Source organism: Rhodococcus sp. FG69 (assembly GCF_057808915.1).
Genome location: NZ_JBMDIX010000033.1, coordinates 54431 through 74276 on the forward strand (window position 1 = coordinate 54431; position 19846 = coordinate 74276).

At 63.3% G+C, this 19846-nt stretch carries 31 protein-coding genes; 8 read left to right on the forward strand and 23 right to left on the reverse strand.

Features of this window, described 5'->3' with window-relative positions; translation table 11 throughout:
• The first annotated feature begins 153 nt into the window (after positions 1 to 153).
• The 3 genes from ACODSO_RS22035 to ACODSO_RS22045 are packed head-to-tail and all read left to right on the forward strand — an operon-like array spanning position 154 to position 1597.
• Complete coding sequence (locus tag ACODSO_RS22035; RefSeq protein WP_489038802.1) at positions 154 to 678, forward strand: hypothetical protein; 525 nt, start codon at positions 154 to 156, stop codon at positions 676 to 678.
• Between the two features lie 10 nt (positions 679 to 688).
• Positions 689 to 1060: a hypothetical protein gene (locus ACODSO_RS22040; protein ID WP_489038803.1), complete on the forward strand. Its 372-nt coding sequence runs from the start codon at positions 689 to 691 to the stop codon at positions 1058 to 1060.
• A gap of 30 nt (positions 1061 to 1090) precedes the next feature.
• The gene (locus tag ACODSO_RS22045) at positions 1091 to 1597 is read left to right on the forward strand and encodes a hypothetical protein (protein WP_489038804.1); all 507 of its coding nucleotides are present in this window, start codon (positions 1091 to 1093) and stop codon (positions 1595 to 1597) included.
• A 62-nt stretch (positions 1598 to 1659) separates the two neighbouring features.
• Here ACODSO_RS22045 and ACODSO_RS22050 read toward each other — a convergent pair whose 3' ends face one another.
• Positions 1660 to 1866, reverse strand: coding sequence for a hypothetical protein (locus ACODSO_RS22050; protein WP_489038805.1), 207 nt, complete (start codon positions 1864 to 1866; stop codon positions 1660 to 1662).
• A 198-nt stretch (positions 1867 to 2064) separates the two neighbouring features.
• Between ACODSO_RS22050 and ACODSO_RS22055 the strand changes: the two genes are divergently transcribed.
• A complete protein-coding gene (locus tag ACODSO_RS22055) occupies positions 2065 to 3009 on the forward strand; it encodes a methyltransferase (protein ID WP_489038806.1) in 945 nt (314 codons plus the stop codon).
• Between the two features lie 89 nt (positions 3010 to 3098).
• On the forward strand, positions 3099 to 3362 hold the full coding sequence (locus ACODSO_RS22060; RefSeq protein WP_489038807.1) for a hypothetical protein: 264 nt from the start codon (positions 3099 to 3101) through the stop codon (positions 3360 to 3362).
• A 74-nt stretch (positions 3363 to 3436) separates the two neighbouring features.
• Here the strand turns inward: ACODSO_RS22060 and ACODSO_RS22065 are convergent, their stop codons facing one another.
• From ACODSO_RS22065 to ACODSO_RS22115, 11 genes are all read right to left on the reverse strand, one after another.
• Positions 3437 to 4435 (reverse strand): DNA adenine methylase, encoded by a 999-nt coding sequence (locus tag ACODSO_RS22065; RefSeq protein ID WP_489038808.1) that lies wholly within the window; start codon positions 4433 to 4435, stop codon positions 3437 to 3439.
• Between the two features lie 4 nt (positions 4436 to 4439).
• The gene (locus ACODSO_RS22070) at positions 4440 to 5072 is read right to left on the reverse strand and encodes a DnaB-like helicase N-terminal domain-containing protein (RefSeq protein ID WP_489038809.1); all 633 of its coding nucleotides are present in this window, start codon (positions 5070 to 5072) and stop codon (positions 4440 to 4442) included.
• Positions 5073 to 5080: 8 nt separating this feature from the next.
• Positions 5081 to 5887: a hypothetical protein gene (locus tag ACODSO_RS22075; protein ID WP_489038810.1), complete on the reverse strand. Its 807-nt coding sequence runs from the start codon at positions 5885 to 5887 to the stop codon at positions 5081 to 5083.
• Between the two features lie 42 nt (positions 5888 to 5929).
• Positions 5930 to 6211, reverse strand: a complete 282-nt coding sequence (locus ACODSO_RS22080; RefSeq protein ID WP_489038811.1) for a hypothetical protein — start codon at positions 6209 to 6211, stop codon at positions 5930 to 5932.
• A 5-nt stretch (positions 6212 to 6216) separates the two neighbouring features.
• Complete coding sequence (locus ACODSO_RS22085) at positions 6217 to 6573, reverse strand: hypothetical protein (RefSeq protein WP_489038812.1); 357 nt, start codon at positions 6571 to 6573, stop codon at positions 6217 to 6219.
• A 72-nt stretch (positions 6574 to 6645) separates the two neighbouring features.
• Positions 6646 to 6894, reverse strand: a complete 249-nt coding sequence (locus tag ACODSO_RS22090) for a hypothetical protein (protein ID WP_489038814.1) — start codon at positions 6892 to 6894, stop codon at positions 6646 to 6648.
• A gap of 94 nt (positions 6895 to 6988) precedes the next feature.
• The gene (locus ACODSO_RS22095; RefSeq protein ID WP_489038815.1) at positions 6989 to 7159 is read right to left on the reverse strand and encodes a hypothetical protein; all 171 of its coding nucleotides are present in this window, start codon (positions 7157 to 7159) and stop codon (positions 6989 to 6991) included.
• Between the two features lie 103 nt (positions 7160 to 7262).
• Positions 7263 to 7919, reverse strand: coding sequence for a DUF6349 family protein (locus tag ACODSO_RS22100; protein WP_489038816.1), 657 nt, complete (start codon positions 7917 to 7919; stop codon positions 7263 to 7265).
• A complete protein-coding gene (locus tag ACODSO_RS22105) occupies positions 7919 to 8134 on the reverse strand; it encodes a hypothetical protein (RefSeq protein WP_489038817.1) in 216 nt (71 codons plus the stop codon). The genes ACODSO_RS22100 and ACODSO_RS22105 overlap by 1 nt, the downstream gene beginning before the upstream one ends.
• Before the next feature lie 53 nt (positions 8135 to 8187).
• The gene (locus tag ACODSO_RS22110; RefSeq protein WP_489038818.1) at positions 8188 to 8577 is read right to left on the reverse strand and encodes a hypothetical protein; all 390 of its coding nucleotides are present in this window, start codon (positions 8575 to 8577) and stop codon (positions 8188 to 8190) included.
• A gap of 42 nt (positions 8578 to 8619) precedes the next feature.
• A complete protein-coding gene (locus ACODSO_RS22115; protein WP_489038819.1) occupies positions 8620 to 8988 on the reverse strand; it encodes a hypothetical protein in 369 nt (122 codons plus the stop codon).
• Between the two features lie 121 nt (positions 8989 to 9109).
• On the opposite strand from ACODSO_RS22115, the gene ACODSO_RS22120 reads away from it, so the two are divergent.
• Both ACODSO_RS22120 and ACODSO_RS22125 read left to right on the forward strand, forming a co-directional pair.
• Positions 9110 to 9340, forward strand: coding sequence for a helix-turn-helix transcriptional regulator (locus ACODSO_RS22120; protein WP_489038821.1), 231 nt, complete (start codon positions 9110 to 9112; stop codon positions 9338 to 9340).
• 44 nt (positions 9341 to 9384) lie between these two features.
• Positions 9385 to 10314: a DUF2971 domain-containing protein gene (locus ACODSO_RS22125; RefSeq protein ID WP_489038822.1), complete on the forward strand. Its 930-nt coding sequence runs from the start codon at positions 9385 to 9387 to the stop codon at positions 10312 to 10314.
• A 91-nt stretch (positions 10315 to 10405) separates the two neighbouring features.
• Here the strand turns inward: ACODSO_RS22125 and ACODSO_RS22130 are convergent, their stop codons facing one another.
• The 6 genes from ACODSO_RS22130 to ACODSO_RS22155 all read right to left on the reverse strand — a co-directional run bounded on the left by ACODSO_RS22130 (position 10406) and on the right by ACODSO_RS22155 (position 14817).
• A complete protein-coding gene (locus tag ACODSO_RS22130) occupies positions 10406 to 12046 on the reverse strand; it encodes a ParB/RepB/Spo0J family partition protein (protein WP_489038823.1) in 1641 nt (546 codons plus the stop codon).
• A gap of 103 nt (positions 12047 to 12149) precedes the next feature.
• A complete protein-coding gene (locus ACODSO_RS22135) occupies positions 12150 to 12455 on the reverse strand; it encodes a hypothetical protein (protein WP_489038824.1) in 306 nt (101 codons plus the stop codon).
• A gap of 228 nt (positions 12456 to 12683) precedes the next feature.
• A complete protein-coding gene (locus ACODSO_RS22140) occupies positions 12684 to 13748 on the reverse strand; it encodes a hypothetical protein (protein WP_489038825.1) in 1065 nt (354 codons plus the stop codon).
• 103 nt (positions 13749 to 13851) lie between these two features.
• Complete coding sequence (locus ACODSO_RS22145) at positions 13852 to 14205, reverse strand: hypothetical protein (protein WP_489038826.1); 354 nt, start codon at positions 14203 to 14205, stop codon at positions 13852 to 13854.
• Positions 14206 to 14233: 28 nt separating this feature from the next.
• Entirely contained in the window at positions 14234 to 14620 is a 387-nt protein-coding gene (locus tag ACODSO_RS22150) for a HicB family toxin-antitoxin system (RefSeq protein ID WP_489038827.1), read from the reverse strand.
• Positions 14617 to 14817 carry a type II toxin-antitoxin system HicA family toxin gene (locus ACODSO_RS22155; RefSeq protein WP_489038828.1) on the reverse strand — a complete coding sequence of 67 codons (201 nt, stop codon included), beginning with the start codon at positions 14815 to 14817 and terminating at the stop codon, positions 14617 to 14619. The genes ACODSO_RS22150 and ACODSO_RS22155 overlap by 4 nt, the downstream gene beginning before the upstream one ends.
• Before the next feature lie 183 nt (positions 14818 to 15000).
• Between ACODSO_RS22155 and ACODSO_RS22160 the strand changes: the two genes are divergently transcribed.
• The gene (locus ACODSO_RS22160) at positions 15001 to 15372 is read left to right on the forward strand and encodes a histone-like nucleoid-structuring protein Lsr2 (protein WP_489038829.1); all 372 of its coding nucleotides are present in this window, start codon (positions 15001 to 15003) and stop codon (positions 15370 to 15372) included.
• A 120-nt stretch (positions 15373 to 15492) separates the two neighbouring features.
• Here the strand turns inward: ACODSO_RS22160 and ACODSO_RS22165 are convergent, their stop codons facing one another.
• From ACODSO_RS22165 to ACODSO_RS22185, 5 genes are all read right to left on the reverse strand, one after another.
• A complete protein-coding gene (locus tag ACODSO_RS22165; RefSeq protein WP_489038830.1) occupies positions 15493 to 16308 on the reverse strand; it encodes a hypothetical protein in 816 nt (271 codons plus the stop codon).
• 134 nt (positions 16309 to 16442) lie between these two features.
• Positions 16443 to 16934, reverse strand: a complete 492-nt coding sequence (locus ACODSO_RS22170; protein ID WP_489038831.1) for an HAD family hydrolase — start codon at positions 16932 to 16934, stop codon at positions 16443 to 16445.
• Positions 16935 to 17031: 97 nt separating this feature from the next.
• The gene (locus ACODSO_RS22175) at positions 17032 to 17724 is read right to left on the reverse strand and encodes a TetR family transcriptional regulator (RefSeq protein WP_489038832.1); all 693 of its coding nucleotides are present in this window, start codon (positions 17722 to 17724) and stop codon (positions 17032 to 17034) included.
• Positions 17721 to 18665 (reverse strand): DUF2637 domain-containing protein, encoded by a 945-nt coding sequence (locus ACODSO_RS22180; RefSeq protein WP_489038833.1) that lies wholly within the window; start codon positions 18663 to 18665, stop codon positions 17721 to 17723. Before ACODSO_RS22180 ends, ACODSO_RS22175 begins: the two co-directional genes overlap by 4 nt.
• Before the next feature lie 411 nt (positions 18666 to 19076).
• On the reverse strand, positions 19077 to 19697 hold the full coding sequence (locus ACODSO_RS22185) for a recombinase family protein (protein WP_489038834.1): 621 nt from the start codon (positions 19695 to 19697) through the stop codon (positions 19077 to 19079).
• Positions 19698 to 19846 lie beyond the last annotated feature (149 nt).

Below are 19846 nucleotides of genomic sequence, written 5' to 3' on the forward strand. Positions count from 1 at the left end.
TTCGCCCGTGTGCGCGCGGCGTCGACCGGGTAGACTCACACCCGCTGAGGATGACGTTGCGGGTCTATCTCGAAGCGCCGGTTCGTGTACCCACCGAATTCGTCGCGCCTCGTGTGGCCGATGGTTCGGGCGACTTGAAAGGCCCGCAAACTCATGAGTCCCAATTCAGTGAATCAAGATGCCGTGCGCGCTCTCGCGGAAGCTGCAATCCGCGAACGTGTCGCCAAGGTCGAGGCCATCGTGGCCGCGCAGTCCGCAGTCACCACTGCGGAAGAAGAAGCTGCTGAACGCAAGGCGAAAGCCGACGCGGCGATCAAGGAAGCCGAAGCGGTCAAACGCGCGGCCAACAAAGATGTCGACGCGCGAAAGAAGAACGTCACTGCCGCGATTCGGGAAGCGTTGGACGACGGGTGGACTGCGTCGCAACTGCGCGGTTTCGGTCTGACAGTGCCGACATCGGTGATCGCTGCGTCGAGTTCGTCGGCGTCCGAACCGCGCAAACGTTCGACGACTCCTCGGCAACGACGGGTCGGCCTCGACGACACGTCGGCCGCCGAAACCACCGCCGCCGCTGATGTGAGTGAGCACAGTAGCCAGTCCGGTTCATCTACGGTGCACGAGATTCCTAGCTCGGGTGCTGTGGTCGATTCGGCGTCGACGTACGCGCACACCGGGTAGGGCGAGTGCGATGACGTCTTCGGAGTCGAATCACGTGCAACCCGACGAACCATCGCTCACCAGTCTCGACCGGACCGAGATCCGGATCGTGTCGATGTTGGAAAGCCGCTGCGCAGTCGAAGCATTCGAGATGATGTCGGGTCAGCTCACCGTCGCCAGCGCCGATCGATTCGGTGAACTGCTCGCCGTCATCAACGAACTCAGTGCGCGACCGGACTTCGATGCAGCGGTCGACGCGGTAGTTCTGGAGTCGGTCCGCACACCGGACGATTTGCTGTGGCTCGATCATGTCGGTGCCACGTCCAGCTCGAACGCCGTGGTGAAATTGGCTGCGGCACAGTTGCTCCGTACTCTGGGTTCCATCCCGAGGGACGACCGATGAGCCGGGAACCGTTAGGTGGGTGGGTAGTTCGTGCCGCAACCGTTAGTCGTGGGCGACGCCGCAGAACAAGCGCGGTTTCGCAGCTACGTCGTCGCCGGCCCGCTGCCTTCGTCGTGTGCGGTGTGGACCGGGGCTATTGCCGACGATGGTTACGGCAGATTTTGGGTGGCCCGGGATGGGCGACAACGTGTGGTGCGCCCACATCGCTACGCGCTGGCGTGCGCGCTGGGCGGTGCGATCGACGACACGGTGAACGCATTGCACCTGTGCGACAACCCGATCTGCGTGCGGGTGACGCTCGAGATAATTCAGGGGCAAACCCTGCACGTCGTCGACGGCAATCAGTCCCAGAATCTGCTGGACATGGCCGCGAAGGGACGTGGCGGCGGACGCAGGCAACCTGGGCTCTGGTACGGCCCCGACCGCGCTGCGAGGGCAGCGCGATCGCGGCGGCTACGGACCGCGGTACGCGGCGGCTGGAACGAGACTGCGGTGCAAGAGGCGTTGTTGGACAGCGATACTCCGACCCTGTTCTGACACGGACGCACACCGGCACAGCAATATCGCGGTGTGCTGAGCTGTGGGGTTCGTCGGCGGTGTCAGAGCGGGCTGCTGAACGCGCTGACGACCACCGCAACGGCCATTGCGAACAAGATTCCCAGCACCACACTCACGATCCGGAAGCCCATCCCGAACACCATGCCGGTAGCGCGCACGGGTGCGAATCTCCACCCGCCGTCGTCGGTCACTCCGGCGCGGAGCACTGCAAGCGCGATGACCGCGCTGACCACTATCGCTATCACCACGATCCTCGCCTCTTTCCTTGTCGATTGAACGGATCTGCCCGTTTGGCGGTCATTACACACCACGACACCGACAGGTTGTCCCCTACCCAAGCGTGACCGGCTCGCTGTGCCTCTGCGCGCTCGTCCCTCTCTGCTCTTGCTCGACCCCTAACTCTTCGCGCGGCGAGTCCCTCGTCGCGCTCGACGAAACGGATCACGATGACTTCTGCAGAACACGTCCCTTCCCGCTCGGAGACCATCACCGTCGAGATAGCCACGATCGACCAACACGGCGACCCGGGCCACGTGCACTCACGCGCCGAGTTCCTCGGACGCACCGCGGCCGCGACGTTCGCAGTCAGCCAAGCTGCGATGCTCGCGGCCGGTCGGGAAGTCGAGCGCATCGCAGCGACCATCACCGCCGCCACCGTCGGTGCTACCGCGACCGAGCTGCCCTTCACCGGAACACCGAACGAGCTCGCGGTGGTGTTGAGCGGACTACCGAGCTACGCCGCCGGGGTGCGGCGCGCCGAAGTTCCACCGCCGGCGGTCGTATCCGAGGTCGTGTCCGAGCTTGCAGGCTCGGCACCCACCTACGCCGATTCAGCACCCTCCGGCGTCGACGTCGTCGAAGTGGTGGTTCGGTCTTATCGCATCGATCCCCTCCCCACCTCGCGTACTCCGGTGGGCGTGTACTCGAAAGAGGATGCTGTGCGCATCGCTGACGCGATCGCCACACGTGTCGGCGGGACGGTCGCCTCGACGCACGACAACCAGGTCCTCGCCGTCGAACACACAGTCGAGGTCACCGACTCCGAAAGCGAGGCGGTCCAACGTCAGGATCGGATCAATCATCTTCGCGCGAATATTGCGACTCTGGACAAGACCACCGACGCACAACTACTCGGTGATCTGAAAAAAGAGATGACGGGCCTGCAGGCTCAGACGCCGTCCTTCGAAGCCGCCATCCAGGAGGGCGGTCCTCGCGGCGTGAGGACCGGCACCGAAGTGCAGGGCGAGGACGTCAGCGCGTCCCGGTCGTCGTCGCAACCGGCGAGTCTGCGGTCGATGCTCAATCGGCAACCCGCCCAGCCTCGTGAGAGGAAAGCGCCGAGTGCCACCGTCGAAGCATCGCGTCCTGTTACCGATCGGGGGCTGCGGTGATCTCCGAATTCGATCACGAGCTGCACTCGCGTCCGTCCGGGCGTCACCGTCTCCGACCACCGCGTCCTGAACTGGTCCGATCATCGGAGGTGAGCAAGCCGGGTTATCGGCTCGACGGTTCCGATATCGGCCGCATCGTGACGTTCGTTCCATTGCGGTGGATCGACACTGCGATGACCGGCGAACTCCGACAGATCCATATGTCGGCGGACGAGATTCAGATCGCAGTGCTGCAAACTGCGCAGCAGAAAGGCGCGTATCCGATGTTCGAGAGCAGCGGTATGGACGATGCTCCGCATTTCGTGGACTACGCGATCGGTTGGGAAGCCGAAGTCACTGTTCGCGATAGCTGAAGCGCGCAATCCCGCCGGGACCCTCGACCCATGGTGCCCGCACACGGATATCCCAGTGTGCGGGCACTTTTATGTCATCGATCGGCGGCGTGCCGATGTGCACGGACCCGGCATGCAGTTCCGCAGAAGCGTTTGCGTCGTCCGGTAGCCGGTTGTGTGAGCACGATGCGGCAGTCCGTTGCCTGGCAGCGTGTTTCGTTACATTCGGTGTCGTCGTCGGGCGTTTCGTTACAGCTGGTGTTCGGGGCGTTCAGGGGACGATTCGACCAGAGGACCTCTGTGCGCGTCTGCGAGGTCCCGCTCTGAGTGGTGTGGGCTGCGAATTCGTAGCGGTACCACTGCCGGTACAGCTCCTCGTCGTACAGACGCGAGGGGTATCCGGACAGGACGACGGTCGCCTGGCAGGCATGCAGACGTTGCGCGAGCGCGCGGTGCTCTGCGTCGCTGGTCATTTCGGTTCGATAGTTCCGGGTGCGTAGTTCTCCGACATAGGGCGGGTCGGCGTAGATGAGGGTGCGCCGACCGCTGCCGTAGGCGTCGATGACATCGAAAGCATTGCGGTGTTCGAGCGAGACACGCTGCAAACGTGCAGCGACCGCATGGATGCGGTCGACGTAACTTGTCAGTCTGCGCGGCATCGACATCGATGCAGTGTCGGAGGTGTCGTGTCGCCATCCTGTGTTGCGTAAGGTGCCGGTGCGTCCTGCGGTCAGGCAGACCCAGATCCGGCGTGCACGTTCGATGTCGGTCAGATCCGCGGGTCGGTCGAGAGCGTCGGCGCGTTCTGTGCGCGCGTGCGGAGTCAGCGCGCAGACTCGGGCGAGCTCGTCGGGATGCTCGCGCAGGATCCGCCAGAAGTGCACGATGTCGCCGTCGAGATCGTTCACCGTTTCCAGTCGCGCGGGATCCTTCGCGAGCAGTACCGCCAACGATCCAGCGAACGGTTCGACGTAGTGAGTGTGCTCGGGCAGTGCCGCGGCGATACGCGATGCCAGCCGGGTCTTTCCGCCGTAGTAGGCGAACGGTGGACGCACTACCGCGCTAGCGGTCACGGGTGAGGTCTGCGAGATCACGTTGTCAGTCCTGCTCCGTTTCGGTGCCTCCGCTGCGGAAGCTGGTCAGTCGTCGCAAGGATGCTCGTCGACGGCGTCCGTGGTGAACCATGTGCTCCATCAGGTCTTCTTCGGGAATTTCCTTGGACGCCTGGGTGATCGCGGTGCCCGCTGCGTAGAAGCCGCGTCGATAGGACTGCGACAACACCAGTCCTGCGTAGTGAGTGGCGTTGAATCCGTCGGCTCCGGCGGTGATCACCTCGTTCAGACGACGACGCAGCGGTGCGTCCTTGGCTCCGTCGGCTCCGGATCGCCCCAGCGCGGCCGCAACACTCGCCGGGTCGTAGCGGTCGCCGGCCGCGATGAGTTGCGCAACGGTGGCGAACAACTGCCCGTAAGCGGGGCTCTCGAAGTCCTCGACGGTCAAGACCGTGGTGATACGGCGATCTTCGGTCGCGACTCCCCCGGTGTGATCGCTCCACATCAGCGCGCACACCAGCAGCGCTTCGGGGTCAGTGGCGGGATCATCGTCGAGTTCGTCATCGATGGCGACCACCGCCTCGGGCGGCAGCGCGGACTCCGCGTATCGATCTGACGATCCTGCGCTGTCATCCGGTGTGGGTAGTGCACGCAATGCACGGCCTCTGGGGCTGTTCATGGGGTCACCTAGTGGACATCTGCGCGGCGGTGTTGGCGTCGGGCGATGTCGAGTAGGGCGATGGCGGCGGCGGTCATGTCGGCCGCTCGGGTGAGGTTGGGTTGCGGTGTGTGCTGGAGGGGGATGGTGGGTGCGTCGAAGTCGCGGAATCGCGGGTTCGGTTCTGTGGTGGGGGTTTCAGGTATGCCGAACAGGGGTGTTGCTCGTTCGATGAAGCCGCGCGGGTCGCGGAAGGTGATGGCGGGTTCCCATGTTTTGCCTGTTTGGAGTGCTGTGGCGTAGGCGAGTGCGGGGTTGATCATGATGGGTCCGCGGCGTGATGACTGCATCTGGACGAGGGTGTGGGGTGTAATGCCGAGTTGGTGCCCGCGTGGTGTGTCGAACAGTGCTGCGGCGGTCTCGAGTGTGTTGTCCTCGGAGAGCCAGATGCGGGCGTTGTCGGTGTAGACGGCGTAGGTGGCGTTCGCGTGTTCGTCGTGGTCGAGCCAGACGATGACGGCGTCGCGGTGCGCGGGGTGTGTGGGTGCCGGTGCGGGTTCGCTGTCGGTGGCGTGTGCGATGGCGTCGGCGATGACGGGGTGCAGGAGTGCGATCCAGTCGTCGGCGGTTTGTCGGTCGTCGGCGAGGGTGAAGGTGGCGTCGGGTGTGTGTGCTGCACGGACGGTTACGTCGCCGTGGTCGGTGATGTGCAGTGTGGGTCGTCCGGAGCCGGTCCCCCAGGACAGGGTGGTGCGCGCTGGGGTGGTTGTGATGGCGGGTGCTGGGTAGCCTGCTGTTGTGAATGCCGTTGCGAGTGTCGCACTTTCGGTGTTCATGTTCATTCCCCCGGCTGTTGGCGATTGTGACGGTCGTGTCTTCTAGGTGGTGACCCGTCGGTCGTCGCGTCGCTGTTTGGTGCGCATGATGACGGTTGCGACGCCGATCGTGACGGTGATGATGGTGACGAGGATTTTGAGGATCCAGTGGACGATGTTGTGGGTGTCGGTGAGGGTGGTCCAGACACCGACGGTGAGCAAGGTCAGTGCGGTAAGGATCGCGAGATCGATTGCGATTCGGTGTTTGTGTGCTGTGGTGTCGTCGATGCGCAGCGCTACTGCGGTGACGGCGAGAAGGATGATGCCGCCTGCGAGGATGATCATCCTGTTCAGTCCTGGTTTCGGTCGCTGTGGGCGCGGTCGATGATGTCGTCCATCGCGATTTCGTCGAGAAATGTCGGTGCTCGTTGTGCGCGGATCCGGCGCAGGTAGATCACCGGCACGACGGGAGCGACAAGCGCTCCGACGGCGATCACGACCGTTGGAGTGCTCGACAGTGAGCTGTCGGTGACTACTGCTGCGATGACGAAGAACCCGCTGAGGATCCAGTGGATCTCCGCGTTCATGAAGTTCTTCGACGAGGACGGTCCGACGGTGTAGCGGTAGTGGTAGTAGGTCGCGGCGAGGATGTTGATCGCGGCGAACACTTTGGCGATGTCGCTGGCGATGTCGAGAAAACGGTCCATCTGTGTGTCACCTCTGTTCTTGTGTCGGTACCTGGTTCGAGCGCGAATGGCATTGTCGCCGCTGCGGTGGATTCAGCGACGGATGAGTTTGCGTACGAGGACGGTGGAGACGGGGAGGATGACCAAGAACGTGAGCGCAGCGGCTCCGGCGACGATGATCCAGTACGCGGTGTCGAACGGTGGTTGTGGCGCGATGTCGCCGTCCCGTTCGGTGGGGATGATGATCCAGATGACCAGCGCTAGAAAGCTTGCGAAGGCTACGAGGCCTGCAAGTGTGTAGGCGAATGTTTTGATTCTGGTGTTGTTTGTCGTGCTCGTCATCAGTTCCCCCCGATGTGGTGTCGTGAGCGTGGTCGTGATGGTGCCAGGTGGGTCCGACATACGGCTACCGGTCGGACCCACCTGATGTCTGGTCTCAGCTGGTGAGCTGCTTGCGTGTGACGGTTTCTATGGCGGTCTTGGCTGTGGTGTAGACACGGTCGGGGACGGTGATCAGACCGTTCGAGAGCCGCCGGACGGCCTCGATAGCGCTCTCCCGCTCACCTGCAGCTGCGGTGTCGTCGAGGGCGAGCTCGACACTATGCATCCCCACTGCATGGAGGACAAGACCTCTGAGAAGGAGGCAGAAACGGGCGTGTCGACACCGATACCGGTCGGCGACGGGGTCTGGGCGAGGATCGTCGTGGTGCTCATGGGCGGGCCCTTCTCTGTTGGTGAGTTTCGGCGACACTGCGGGCGACATCGTAGCCACCCCAGGGGGATCGGCCGGGTACCGATCGCAGGCCCGGTGTGGTGCGGGTGGTGATGACGGGCCACCCGGTGGGACGGTCCCCTATCTTCTGTCGGGTCTTTCTTTTCCAGGCGTCGGGTTTGTCCATCGGGGCGGGGGCGACGGCGTGGTCGAGATCGTTCAGCCAGCCGGGGTGGGCGTGATCGAGTGCGGCATTGACGGCGTCGTTCTCGTGGTCGAAGTCGTCGGATTCGAAGGTGCAGCCGGTGCACGCACCCCGGTAGAGCAGCCCGCCGACGCAGTGGCACGGGGTGTCGGTGCGGTGTCGGTAGCAGGTGCAGCGCAGGTCGGCGGACAGCACCGTCGGCTGGCAGGTGTCGGTGCGTTGGTTCGGTGCCGTGGGTTCCGGTGTCCAGGCGTGGGAGGCGCAGATCGATCCGAAGTGGCCCCACTGCTGCTTCCAGGTGTCGAATTCGGCCTCGCGTGCCTCGATGCCACGGGTGGTGCTGGCGAACAGGATCGGAATGCCGTGAATCTGCTCGTGGCGGGTGTGTTCGTCGGCAGCGATTTCGGCGATCATGTCGAAGATGTCGATCTGACCTGCTGTCTCGGCCATCAGCAGGCTCCGGTCGTCTGTCGGGGCATCGATTGCACTGTCAGCAGCAGACGCACGTCGGCGGCGGCGAGTACGACGGGGTAGGTGCCGCTGTACCAAGCACCGGGTGACTCGACGAGTGCGGTGACCTCGACCCTTCCAGCGCTGTCGTTGCGGTACTCGAGGACGTCGAGGATTGTTCCGTCGAATTGGGAATCGAGTGAAATGAGCTTCATGCCAACTCCTTTGACTGCTCGCTGGGTGGCGGCGGGGGCGGTGAGGGTTGTGGTCACAGGTGCTCCAATGTCCAGAAGACGGAGAATCCGGCGTCGAGGGTGTCGAACTGGATGCGGTAGCGGCTGCCGGTGAGGCGAAGCTGCCACGCTTGTTTCGAGCAGGCGTTTTCGTAGTTGCCGGGGTACTGCCGGACGTGGGGGTGTGTGAGCGATTTCGCTGATGGTGTGACGCCTCGTACCGACCAAGGTTCGGCGTCGGGTTGTGGGTAGAGGTCTGCTTCGATGACACCGCAGGCGTGCGTTTCGGCGATGGCGTAGGCGGATCGGTAGATGCGCACGAACACCAACCCGGGTTCGTCGTCGACGACGCTGGTCTCGTCTGCGACCGGTGCGGGTTCCGCCCCTGGATGGGCTGTGACGGTGCGAGTGATGCGGATCGGCATCGCTTTGGTCTCCTGGAAGTCGTTCGCGGCTGTGATAGCAATTCAGACGGCGGTGGCGCGGCAGCAGCGGCATTCGAAGCCGTCTCGCTCTCGCGTGCAGGTTCGGCGCTCTTCGCACAGCCAGCAGATCTGATTGCGGATCTCGACATCGTCTTCGTCGGCAGTCGGCGCTTGGGTGCGGGTTCGGTATTGCGCCAAGACGCGTACATCGTGATCGCGCAGTTCTGCGGCCACCTGCTCTGGACCACCGAGGTTCGGGACACCGACGTGGATGCGCAGCATGTCCCCGAACGCGCTCCGGCACGAGCTGCACACTTCGCCCGCTTCTGAGACTGGGACGACGCATCCGGGCAGCGCGCAGGAAGTGAACAGCGTTGCCTGCCATGCTGATTCGGTATTCGACGGGGTCATACTGCAACTATACAGCGCTGCGCTGTTCAGTCAAGGTGTTCGTGGATCTTTTACAACGCAGGGCTGTATGGTCGGGATATGTCGACCACAGAGAAGAATCCGTCGCTGATGGGCAGCCGCGATGGCTGAGGAACTCGCCCCGGAGTTGTCACTGTCCGAGGTGCTGACGTTGATCGAGACGAAGACCGGTAAACCACTCGCGCGGTCGACGTGGCGGTCGTACGTCGCGCGCGGGCAGGCACCCGCCCCCGTGCGCTACGTCGGCCGGGAGCCGCTGTACTCGACGCACGCGATCACACAATGGATCGAACAGCGGCCTGGACGCGGCGCTCGGACCGATCTGAAGACATGAGACTGTGGTCGCGTCTCGGGCGGTTGCGACAGAAAGGCGAAGGCGTGAAAGCTACTGAGTCGTCGATCGACCCGAACAGTGCGATCGCCCCGCTTCCCAGCGAGCCTCTGTGGCATTACACCACCGCTGCCGGGCTCCTCGGGATCTTGCGTAACAACGACGAATCTGCTGAACCCGACACATACAACCCGGTGCTTCACGCTACTGCTGCGCAATTTCTCAACGATCAACGTGAACTGACACTCGGTCTCGGCCTGATGAAGGACTTTCTCGAGATATACGCCGACCGCCAACTGTTCGACCATAATCCGGATGCCAAGACGTTCATCGGTGCGGTCTGTGAGGCAATCCAGTCGATCATCGATCGCACGTATCCGCACTACGTGCACTGCTCGACCATCTCGTTTTCCACACAATGCGACTCGTTGAGTCAGTGGAGGGCCTACGGTCAGGGAACGGGCGGCTTCGCCATCGGTTTCGACCCGTCCAAGTTTCCCCGTAGTCACCCACTCGAACGGCAAAGCGGCATCGGGCTACAGAAGGTCACCTACGTGACCGACACCCTCGAGCAGCCCTTGCTCGATGCATTCAACCTCTTCGTGGCGCAGGCACTGCACGATTCACCCGCAGAGAAGCCCACCGATTCTGCTGTCAACAAAGCGGTGCAGCGGCTGGCATACCCCGCCGCGAGCGTCAAACACATCGGCTTTTGCGACGAGCTCGAGTGGCGGTTCGTCGAACCGGGGTTCGGGCTCAAGCGGGGAGATCCCAACAAGCCCGATTTTCGGATCGGTGCGGCAGGACTGGTTCCGTACCGCCCGGTCGCGCTGCCCGCTGATGCCGTGACCGGGGTCTGGGTGGGGCCAGGGCCGTATCAATACGAGAATTACCTTGCCGCGCAGTCGATGCTCTACCGGTTCGGCTACATCGAGGCCGCCCACAACGTGCAGCAGTCGTCGACCCCGTTCCGCTGAGTCGTCGTCCGGAAGGCCTCACGGCCTCGTCGGGTCCTGACACCGAAAAGCCCTCGGCCACGGGTAGTCGAGGGCTTTGTCGGTTGTAGGTCTAGGTATCCAGGGTGCCGGACACGGCGTCGTATGCGTCGTCGACAGTGATGTGACCGATCGCTGCTTCTTCGACCGGGGTCAGAGCGTGCCCACTGTCGGCGAGGAAGGTGAGGTAGCTGTCGATGCCGACCGTGCCGCGGTAGTGCTTGGACGAGAAGCGCCAGTAGTCCTTGGAGTTCTGCGGTCCGGTCAGCCGGGCTTCGAACGCGGTGAGCACCCTGGCCAGCAGCAGAACTTCCGTTCGGGCGGCTGTGGCGGACTCGGCTTTCAGCCCTGCCTCGCTGAGCGGCGTCTTCATGATGTCCTCGTAGCGCTCGGCGCACTTGGATTCGGTGAACACACCACCGTGGACGGACAACACGTCGACCATCCACGTCGTGGCGTTTTTCGGCGCCGTCTTTCTCGACAGAAGACCAGCGAGGAAGGTACGGCGCAGATCGGTGGCAGTTGCTCCGGCTCGGTTAAGTGCCTTGACCTTTCGGCGCTCGGCCCGCTCTTCTTCCACGCGCTGAGCCTCGGCGCGAGCTGCCGCTCGCTGTGCTCCGGTCAGCCCGTCCTCGCTGGCCTCATCCTCTCCGTCAGCGGCCAAGGCAGCCACGGCCGGTGTGACGCTCAGACCGGTCTCACCCAGGTGGTCACGGTGCAGGAAGAACTCGAATCGCCACGGGCGGATCTGCTCGACCGATTCGAAGTGCACCATGCCCGTGTACGCCTCGGCGGCCTCGTCGCCTTCGGTATCGAAATCGATGTCACTCTCGTCGACCTCCTCGCGGGTGTTCTTGTCCACCCAGACCAGGCCGGGTGTGTATACGTGCACGTGCCACAGGTGTGGGGACAGCTCGGGTGTATCGGCTGGTACTGCGTCGCCGTCGGCAGTGCGCAGGTCCGCAAGGGAGTACCACTCGCCGGTGTTGGTGGATGGTTCGTCGTGGAGCAGAGCAAATCCGCGTGCGATGTGGTCGGCGGCGGCGGCGGCGGTCACAGCTCGCTCGTCGATGCGGCGTTGCAGGTTCGTCAAGTGGTGCACGATCCCATACCCATTGTCGAGGATGTTCTCGATCGCTTCCGCGACCCACGGTTCCCTCTCACCGATCGCTTCGAGGTCGGCGATCAGCGCGGCCCCTTCGAGGACGAGCTGGCGGTCGTCTACCCAGCGGCGGGCGGTGGCCGATCGTCCTGCTCGTCCCGCCTTGTCGGTGTAGTCCTTCTTGAGTGCGAGCTTCTTCGCGACCGCCGGGACGGTCATTCCGAGGTCGAGGAGCTGGGCGACGGCGGTGATGCGCTGGCCATGGGTGAGGTCGGCGCGATGATCGTTGGAGACCACCTGGGCGGTGATCCGCTCGATGGTTGCGGCTTTCTCTTCCGGGGTTTCACCGCGCACCATCACCGGGATCGAGGTGAGGCCGGCCTCGCGGGCGGCGAGCGTCCGACGCTGGCCGTCGACGACGGCGAGGGTGCCGTCGGCGCGGCGTACGGCCGAGATCGCCTGCAGAACTCCATGGGTTGCGATGGATTCGATGAAATCGGGGTCGTCGGTGATGACGACGCCGTCGCGGACGTTAGCGGTGGTGTCGAGATCTTTCGGGTCGGCGTCGACGAGTGTGCGGCTGGTGGTCGATGCGGTCTCGGTAATGCTCATCGGTCTGGTTCTCCCCGTGGTGTGCTGTGATGTGTGGCGGGGAACCGGGCAGATATCAGCTGCCCGGTTCCCCGTCGAACATGCGCTAGTGATGTTGCGACGCTCAGTTGCAGTAGCAGTGAGTCCGTGAGCATGGAAGCTCGGTGATCTTTGCTTTCCAGGTGGGGTCTTCGCCTCCGGTGTGGTCGATGTCTTCCCACTCCCCGATCACCCCGTATCCGCGTTCTCGGAGGAGTTGGGTGGCCTCGTCGGGTGTCCAGTCCATCGGTGCGTGCTCTTCGATATCGGTGGCAATCAGGTAGGTGAATTCACTGTTGTTGGAGCGCAGCGAAACTCCGAGTCCATGGCTAGGTCGGCTGTCTCCGATCGCTGAGGTGACTGCGGTAAGTTGCGTTTCGATTTCTTCCATACCCCAACTATACAGCGCTACGCTGTATAGTCAAGGCCTGCAACACTTTTCGCGAAAACGAATCCGACACTCGAAGCGACTATTTCGCCATGCCCGCCGCGCGTCCTTAACGCAGCGGCTGTGCGGCTTCTGCGGGGCACCACTGCCGGTCGACCTGAAGGAATCCCTTGTCGTTCCCGGTCGGTATTCGATAGCTGAGACTGCAAAGCCATTGTCCCCGTGTAGTTTTCACCCAGGCATGTAAGGTACCCTGGACCTTGATGTCCATCGCGAGACCTTCTGCGCGGACCTTGAGTTTGGTTCCGTCGCGAAATGAACCACCGGCAGCTCCAGCGACCGTAAGTGCCACCGACACCAGGACTGGCATCGGCGGGTCGACGATGCGGCGAGTGGGCGGGTCGAACGAGACCGGCCAGTTCTCGTAGAGATCGCTCGTTGCGCCGCCGCCAGACGCCGTGCCCGCCCGGACCTGGTGGACGCATTCTCGGTATCGGCAGTCCAGCGCAGGCCTTGCTCGCCGAAACTCGGCGCGGTCAGGGTGAACCGTCCTGTGCGCTGGGAGATACCGCGCCCCTGGACTGCGGTGTCGATGGTGATCGACCGGATCCGTCCCCGAACTCCGTCGATGCCGCCGAAGGCGACGGGCCGGGAGGCGATCGTCAGATCCAGACCGGGCATTCGCCCGTCCGTGATCACGAATACTCCAGCGTGCGTGCGTGTCCGAGCGAGGATGGACCGCGCACGACTCGGTGGTACGTCGCGGCCGTGCACGGTACTGATGACCAGATCGATACCGTCGATACAAATACTGGCGACATCCAACGGGTCTCCGTCACCTGGATCAATCAGTGACACCCTCGATAGATCCCCACCGTGTTCATGTACGGCGAGGAGACCAAATTTGGGCTGGCCGATCAGTGCAACGTGGTGGCCGGCCGCGCTCGCGGTAGCGACGACACCGACGAGAACCGACCCTGCCCCGGTGATGGACAATGCTGTTCCGCGGGCCAGTGCGCCGTGTGGCAGCAGTTCCGACAACGGTGTGGGTGTCGGGATGGTGCGCAGGCTTCGTGCGCGCAGTGCGGCTGTGAGAGGTTCGTCGGCGCCGGTCTCCGCCGATGCCGTTCCGGACACTTCAACCGATGTGTGCTGTGCGGTCTCGATAGCCTCGGGCAGCTCGGTGGGCGCATGATCACGACGACCCGGTATCGACGCCATCTGGCGGCGTAGCGCTGCGAGCTGGGCAGCCTTGTCGAGTCCTGCGAGATCGGCGGCAGCGTTGGCGGTGGCCATGAGAGCGACCTTTCGCCGTACGAGTGGGACACCCTCACGATACTCGAACACCCGTTCGAGATAGATCTGGGTGTCGAGGTGGTTGCGGCGGGCGTCTTCGGCCTCAGAAGGGCGGGTTCGAACCCACCACGGTGCGCAGGAGCTGGGTCTGCGCTCGTACGGTCGCGGCATCGAGGGCTGTGGGTTCGGAATTATCTCGTCCGCGCGCGCAGCCGTGAAAGCTGGTGTTGCCGTGCTCGTCCATGAACTGGCGTTGCTCTGCCACTGCCGCTTCGATGTCGGCCTGCTCCTCGGGTGAGAGGGCGTTCCATCGGTCGGCGATCTGCTGCGCCGCTGCCTCGGCCTGCTCCCGCACCGAGGCTGCTCGTTCCTGCGCCGCTGTTACCGACCGTGTCGAGTCGTCGGGGTCAGTCGGATGTTCGGATACCTTGCGTGGCCATCGTCGTCCGAACCGCATGAAGTCCCCCTGCTGTGTGCTGTGGTGGTCAGCTGTTGACGAGCTGGCTGGCTCGCTGGAATGTGACGCCGAGGAGCGATCCTATGTCTCTGACAGGCACCTGGGCGGTGGCGAGTTTCTTCGCGAATGCCTCGGTGCTGGCTTTGACGCGGGCTTCGTCCTCGGCCAGACGTGCTCGAAGCGCCCCGATCTCGGCGATGCGGACCGCGAGATCCTCTCCCCCGGGTTCGAGTTCGATGTGCTGCTCGATCTCGACGTCGGCGAGAGCGACACCGGTTTCGAGGGCGATCAATTCCTTCGCTGCGGTGGGTACGTCGTCGATGCGACGGGCTTGGGTGAGGGCGTCGAGTTCGAGGACGGCGATCATCCACCACTTGCCGTCTCGAGTGACAGACACCGTGTAGGTCTTGCTCACTGCTGCGCCTCCTTCATGGCTGCAAGGATCTTACGATAGACGCCGGGTGAGATCGTCCGATGCCCATCGGGCACAGTCACTTTGACTGCGCCGTCGACCGAGACCCACGTGCTGTGCGACCCGACCGTGCGGACCGAGGTGAATCCCGCGGCTTTCAGGGCCTTGACCACTTTCCGTGTGGGCTGCTCGGTAACCATAAAGATAGTCTAGTCGATTAGACGTTTTCTAGTCAAGTCAGATAGACACTTTCTGAATATCCGGTACGGACGGATCGATAAGCCAGAAGTTTTAGATCGGGCGCTTCTGCGTGCGCGTTCGGCCTGGTTAGGCTGGATATCGACAACAGCTGTGTTTCGACTCAGGGAAGGCCGCATCGAACCGTGGCGAAAAAAGTATTCACCCAATTGGTCGACGATATCGACGGCTCGATCATCGACGACGAATCAGGCGAGACCATCGAATTCTCCGTCAACGGTGTCGACTACCTCGTGGACCTCAAAGCCAAGAATGCCAACGAGTTTCACCGTAAAATCGGCTACTACATCGAACACGGCACCCGTGTCGGCGGACGTAAGCGTAAGCACTCCCCCACCTCCACAACTCCATCTGCTCCGCCGTCGAGCACCACGGCCACGCGTGATCCGGCACAGACCAGAGCTGTTCGGCAATGGGCAGCAGACAACGGCTACGAGATCAACGATCGGGGCCGGATTCCCGCTGCGATCGAAGAGGCATTCAACGCTGCGCACTGATCAGAGCGTCAATTTCAGAAGTCGACTGCACGGATATCAGCAGTGGTGTGCACAGACTGCGTATGCGGCAATCGCGGTAACGACAGGTCCCGGCGAGCGAGACCGCCCGTCACTTCACGATCACCGCGTGAACTTAATGGTGTATCCGGACTGACCATCGATCGACAGGCTGTACTCGACACCAACGAGCGTTGTCATGTTCCAGCCTTCCTTGGCGCTCAACGACTCGCCCACGGGCAAGCTGAGAGCCGAGGTGACCGAACGCAAGCCGACGTCGCCGTCTCGCACTTCTTGGATGCCGTCGTACGCACCCTGTTCGGCGTTGATCACCTGGGTAAGGACCGAACCCGGCATGGTTGAGTCAGGCGATACGTTCTTGACGGTGACCGGGAAGTAAATGCTCACAGGCTGCTGCGGCCGGCCGTACGGAATCCTCGCGTCTTGACTCGGTGTGAACTCGACCGGTGCGCCCACGGTGATCTCCAGCCGGACCTGGCCCGATCGCACCTTTCTGCTGTAGATCGCAGTCTGGCCGAACTTGCATGGTTCCGGAAACAGTTCGAGTTTCGTTGTATCGCAAATCACCGGTTCCGCAGAAGATGAGGGTTCCGCGTCCTGTTCTGGAGCGGGCTGCGGGGAGGGCTCCTCGGAGCTCGAGATGGCCGCAGCGTCGGTCGTGGACGCGTCGTCGTCTTCGGTAAGCGCCCCGACAGTGATGATGCCCGCCAAAATGACACCGACACCGCCGACTGCGGCCCACAATCGCCAGGGAGGCTTCGGCTTCGGTCGACGAAAGGTCATGGTGGTTCGCACGAGACCGTCCTGTCGGTCGACAAGCTCCCAGCCTTCCTGCTGCTTACTTGCGATCGTTCTCGACTCGGTGCCCCGGATCGCCTTGATCTCGGTGACCTCGTACCGCGTTTGATCGCCGGTCATGTCTCTTCTCGTCCTTCGATAGCGGTGTGTGGGTCACGCCGTACCCAGTGATGGAGATGGCAGTGCTCAAAGGTTTACCTTGACACGTAGTCGGCGGTGACCTGCTACGGGTTGTCCTGCTACGGGTTGTCCTGCTACGGGTTGTTCAGGCGCCCGCGCAGCGATGCGACTCCGAGCTGCGCGAGCGCTGCGGCGTCATGTGCGGGGACGCCGGAGCCGGTGAGTCGGCGAACGGCGTCCTGGTCGTCGTCGACGAAGGCTTTGAGCCATGCCGGGTGACGGTTGGTGACCGCGCGGGCATGGCCGAGCTTGATCTGCCAGGGCTGTCGTGTGTGCTCGGTAAATTCGGACGCAGGCCTGCACAGCAGCGCTCTGCCTGCAGGAAAGTCCTCAGCGAGCCATGACCGGGTGGGCGCATGGGCATAAGAGGGCCTGGTGGTGGAGTAGACGATAGTGAAGCCGAGCCCGTCGAGCGCCCAAGCAAGATCCTGACCGCTGCTGAGCACTGCGGCATCGGGAATGTGGGCGAAGAAGTCCCGCCACCGCTGCGCTGGCGGGATCTGCTCGTCGACCAGGACCGCGTTGTACGCCGAGAGGTCGGCCAGAACACCATCGACGTCGAGCATGACCACCCGGTCCTCGTTCGGACGATGAACCGGCGGCCTGTGCCGTCGACGAATCGGGGCTACTCGGGTCGGTACGGCGGCGGTGTCCACCCCTCGTTCATACCTGAGCCCGGCGCGCAGTTGGCGCGGCTCGCCGCACAGGTGCACCAGCATCGACGGTCTCGATCGTGAGCATCTCGATGTCGGCGCCACCTGCCGCGGCGCAACTCCAGTTCGTCGCGGCTGTGAGAACGGCTTCGAGCGACTCGGTGTAGCCGCTCCGAATCGACACCGCGACGTCGGCGGGGACAATGTGCGCCAACAATCGGTGCCCGGCCAATGGCGCTGCCAGAACACGCACGAACTTCTCCGCGGTGAACCCCTCGCCCAGCCAACCTGATTCCGCAGCTCTGCTGGCAAAGACCAAGATCGCTGCATCCCACGAGGCGGTGGGGCGACGAGCACTGAATTCCGGTTCGAGACTCAATCTGGCTTCGGCGCGTAGTGGGACGTTGTCGGCGAAGGCCTGCGCGGCTTCGTCGACCATGCCTGTGATCGCATCGAGTGGATGGATACCTTCTGCTGTGGTCCAGCGTTCCGCGATGGCGGTGTAGACGGCGGCAGCGGTATCGAGGACTGCTTCAGCCATGTCGCGTTTGGAAGCGAAGTGGAAGTACATTGCTCCTTTGCTGCACGCGGTGTTGTCGAGAATTCGGATGACTGATGATGCCGTGTAGCCGTGTCGGGCGAATTCTGTTGCCGCTCCGGCTAATAGGTCCGCGCGTGTTTTGGCGGCCCGCCGCTGGGTCATCGCGTCGCACCCACGTAGTCACGGTCGATGCTCACCTGGGCGTAGTCGTCGGCGACCCTGTAGTCCGAAGCGGCCTCGATGTCACCGGCGTTCTCGTCGTGTCCGGAATCCACCGCGAGCGCCTGGTCCACGGCCGACTGTGTGGCGGTGCTGCGTTGGCTGGCGATGTTCTGCTGTACCTGGGTCCAGGTCTTGATGTGCCGCGACACCGTCGAGGTGTGGACGTCGAGGTGGCGTGCAATGTCGCTGTAGGACCATTCAGGGTTGGCTAGGTACAGGTCGATAGTGGTCCATACTGCGGGTTTGAGGAGGCCGTTGTCGAGGTCTTCGTCTATCCCGGCAAGACCGAATAATGCTGTCGCGCTATGCTGTTCGCCCTCTACACGGTCGATCGAGTCATCGGTCCGAGCTGGTGCGGCGACATCGTCGGGAGCACCGGCAGTGTCGATCTTGGTCGTGATCCGGCGGCGGCGTGGTGCGCGCAGGACGACGGCGACGATCTCGCTCATCGTCAGAACCATCGCGGGCGCTAATGCTGCTATTGCTGCTGCGACGGCGGCGTTGAGAACAGTTGCGGTCAGCACGGCGTGGTAGGCGTTGCCTGCGATGGACAGGATCGCCGAGACGGTCAGCACAGCGACGACGAGTCGCCGGCCTCGTTTGGTTGCGGCGTCGGTGTGCTGGGAGAGGGCGATTCGGATGACGGCGGCGGCGAGGATCGGGCCGTCGAGGGCGACGGGGATGACCCAGGCGTCGGCCGGGTGGATGCCGGCCATGACGGCAAGGTCGAGCAGGGTGGAGAAGGAGAGCTTGAACGAGGCCGCACCGACGATGATGGCGATGGCCAGGCCGGTGATCAGTGCGCCGGTCAGCACGCGGGGGTGGATGTCGAGGGTGTCCTCGCTGGTGGGGTCGAGGTCGGAGGTATTAGCGTTGTTCATTGATCGCAGGTCCGTTCTGTGATCGACCGGCCCCGGCGGTGTTCGTAGCACTGCCGGGGCCTTTTGTGGCCGGTTGGGTACTCGGTGTGCTCACAAGCGAGCGCGGAGGTAGCGATTGCGTCTCGGCAGCTTTGGCATGACTTTGCAGCCGACGCTACGGGCGGGGCCGAGCAGGACCGGCAGCTTTGGCATCTGCGGCGGTCCACCCGTTCACACCGACAGGGCGGCACTCGTCGTGATAGACCGGGTGTGAGGGCGCCAGATCTGCCGGGGTGTCGGAGTGCCACCCGTCGCACCAGGCGCACCGGAGCACTACCCGTTCGGCGGTCATGACATCGCCTCGGCAGGGCCGAGCCGGACTTGATCGAGCCTGTCGGTGGCGTGGCGGTCGGCGTGTGTGGTCATCGAGTGTCAGCTCCTGGTTGTCGTGGAACGGGGTGTGGGTGCGCCGTCTCGTTGCTCGCGCGCTCGGACGAGTGCGGCGTAGACGGCCGACCGGCTCAATCCGTACAGCTCCATGAGCTTGGCTGCACCGAATTCGCCGGACTCGTAGTCCTTGAGGATTCGTTCGTGTTGAAGCGCAGTGAGTTTGGGTTTACGGCCGGTCATCCGGCCCTGCTCTTTAGCAATTGCAACGCCCTCGCGAGTACGAGCGCGGGTCAGGTCGGCCTCGAATTCGGCCATTGCGCCGAGGACGGTGAAGAACATCTTGCTCGACGGATCACCGGGGCTGTAGACCTGACCACCGTAGATCAACCGTGCCCCTTTCGCGTCGAGTTCGGTGACGATGGCGTTCAGGTCGGTCACCGAACGTCCGAGTCTGTCGAGTTTGGTGACCACCAAGGTGTCCCCCTCCCCCACTGCCGCGAGGGCTTCGGTGAGGCCAGGCCTTTCCCGGTTGCGTCCGGTGTATCCGCGGTCGGTATAGATGTTGCCGGTGTCGACGCCCAACTTCCGGAGGGCTGTGCGCTGCGCTCGCAGATCCTGTCCTCGTGTGGAGCATCGGGCGTACCCGATCAGGTTTTCGTCCACCTGGAGCCCTCCGTCTCGAAACCTGCGACCAAACTGGAATTACTTGCAACACTATCTACCAGGACACCGACAGGCTGGTCCGAACGTCGACCGATGTCAGTTTCAGAAGACGGCTGCACGATGTCAGAAGTGCACTGCAGTGCAACTCC

Coding starts and splice junctions, on each gene's coding strand:
- ACODSO_RS22115 (WP_489038819.1), bottom strand. CDS start 8,988: ATGACCCCGTCGAATACCGAATCAGCATGGCAGGCAACGCTGTTCACT.
- ACODSO_RS22085 (WP_489038812.1), bottom strand. CDS start 6,573: ATGGACCGTTTTCTCGACATCGCCAGCGACATCGCCAAAGTGTTCGCC.
- ACODSO_RS22105 (WP_489038817.1), bottom strand. CDS start 8,134: ATGAAGCTCATTTCACTCGATTCCCAATTCGACGGAACAATCCTCGAC.
- ACODSO_RS22090 (WP_489038814.1), bottom strand. CDS start 6,894: ATGACGAGCACGACAAACAACACCAGAATCAAAACATTCGCCTACACA.
- ACODSO_RS22055 (WP_489038806.1), top strand. CDS start 2,065: ATGACTTCTGCAGAACACGTCCCTTCCCGCTCGGAGACCATCACCGTC.
- ACODSO_RS22175 (WP_489038832.1), bottom strand. CDS start 17,724: ATGACCCAGCGGCGGGCCGCCAAAACACGCGCGGACCTATTAGCCGGA.
- ACODSO_RS22155 (WP_489038828.1), bottom strand. CDS start 14,817: ATGGTTACCGAGCAGCCCACACGGAAAGTGGTCAAGGCCCTGAAAGCC.
- ACODSO_RS22100 (WP_489038816.1), bottom strand. CDS start 7,919: ATGGCCGAGACAGCAGGTCAGATCGACATCTTCGACATGATCGCCGAA.
- ACODSO_RS22080 (WP_489038811.1), bottom strand. CDS start 6,211: ATGATCATCCTCGCAGGCGGCATCATCCTTCTCGCCGTCACCGCAGTA.
- ACODSO_RS22170 (WP_489038831.1), bottom strand. CDS start 16,934: ATGCTCGACGTCGATGGTGTTCTGGCCGACCTCTCGGCGTACAACGCG.
- ACODSO_RS22120 (WP_489038821.1), top strand. CDS start 9,110: ATGGCTGAGGAACTCGCCCCGGAGTTGTCACTGTCCGAGGTGCTGACG.
- ACODSO_RS22075 (WP_489038810.1), bottom strand. CDS start 5,887: ATGAACACCGAAAGTGCGACACTCGCAACGGCATTCACAACAGCAGGC.
- ACODSO_RS22140 (WP_489038825.1), bottom strand. CDS start 13,748: ATGGCCACCGCCAACGCTGCCGCCGATCTCGCAGGACTCGACAAGGCT.
- ACODSO_RS22035 (WP_489038802.1), top strand. CDS start 154: ATGAGTCCCAATTCAGTGAATCAAGATGCCGTGCGCGCTCTCGCGGAA.
- ACODSO_RS22130 (WP_489038823.1), bottom strand. CDS start 12,046: ATGAGCATTACCGAGACCGCATCGACCACCAGCCGCACACTCGTCGAC.
- ACODSO_RS22070 (WP_489038809.1), bottom strand. CDS start 5,072: ATGAACAGCCCCAGAGGCCGTGCATTGCGTGCACTACCCACACCGGAT.
- ACODSO_RS22180 (WP_489038833.1), bottom strand. CDS start 18,665: ATGAACAACGCTAATACCTCCGACCTCGACCCCACCAGCGAGGACACC.
- ACODSO_RS22135 (WP_489038824.1), bottom strand. CDS start 12,455: ATGGAAGAAATCGAAACGCAACTTACCGCAGTCACCTCAGCGATCGGA.
- ACODSO_RS22040 (WP_489038803.1), top strand. CDS start 689: ATGACGTCTTCGGAGTCGAATCACGTGCAACCCGACGAACCATCGCTC.
- ACODSO_RS22095 (WP_489038815.1), bottom strand. CDS start 7,159: ATGCATAGTGTCGAGCTCGCCCTCGACGACACCGCAGCTGCAGGTGAG.
- ACODSO_RS22165 (WP_489038830.1), bottom strand. CDS start 16,308: ATGACCGGCGATCAAACGCGGTACGAGGTCACCGAGATCAAGGCGATC.
- ACODSO_RS22110 (WP_489038818.1), bottom strand. CDS start 8,577: ATGCCGATCCGCATCACTCGCACCGTCACAGCCCATCCAGGGGCGGAA.
- ACODSO_RS22145 (WP_489038826.1), bottom strand. CDS start 14,205: ATGCGGTTCGGACGACGATGGCCACGCAAGGTATCCGAACATCCGACT.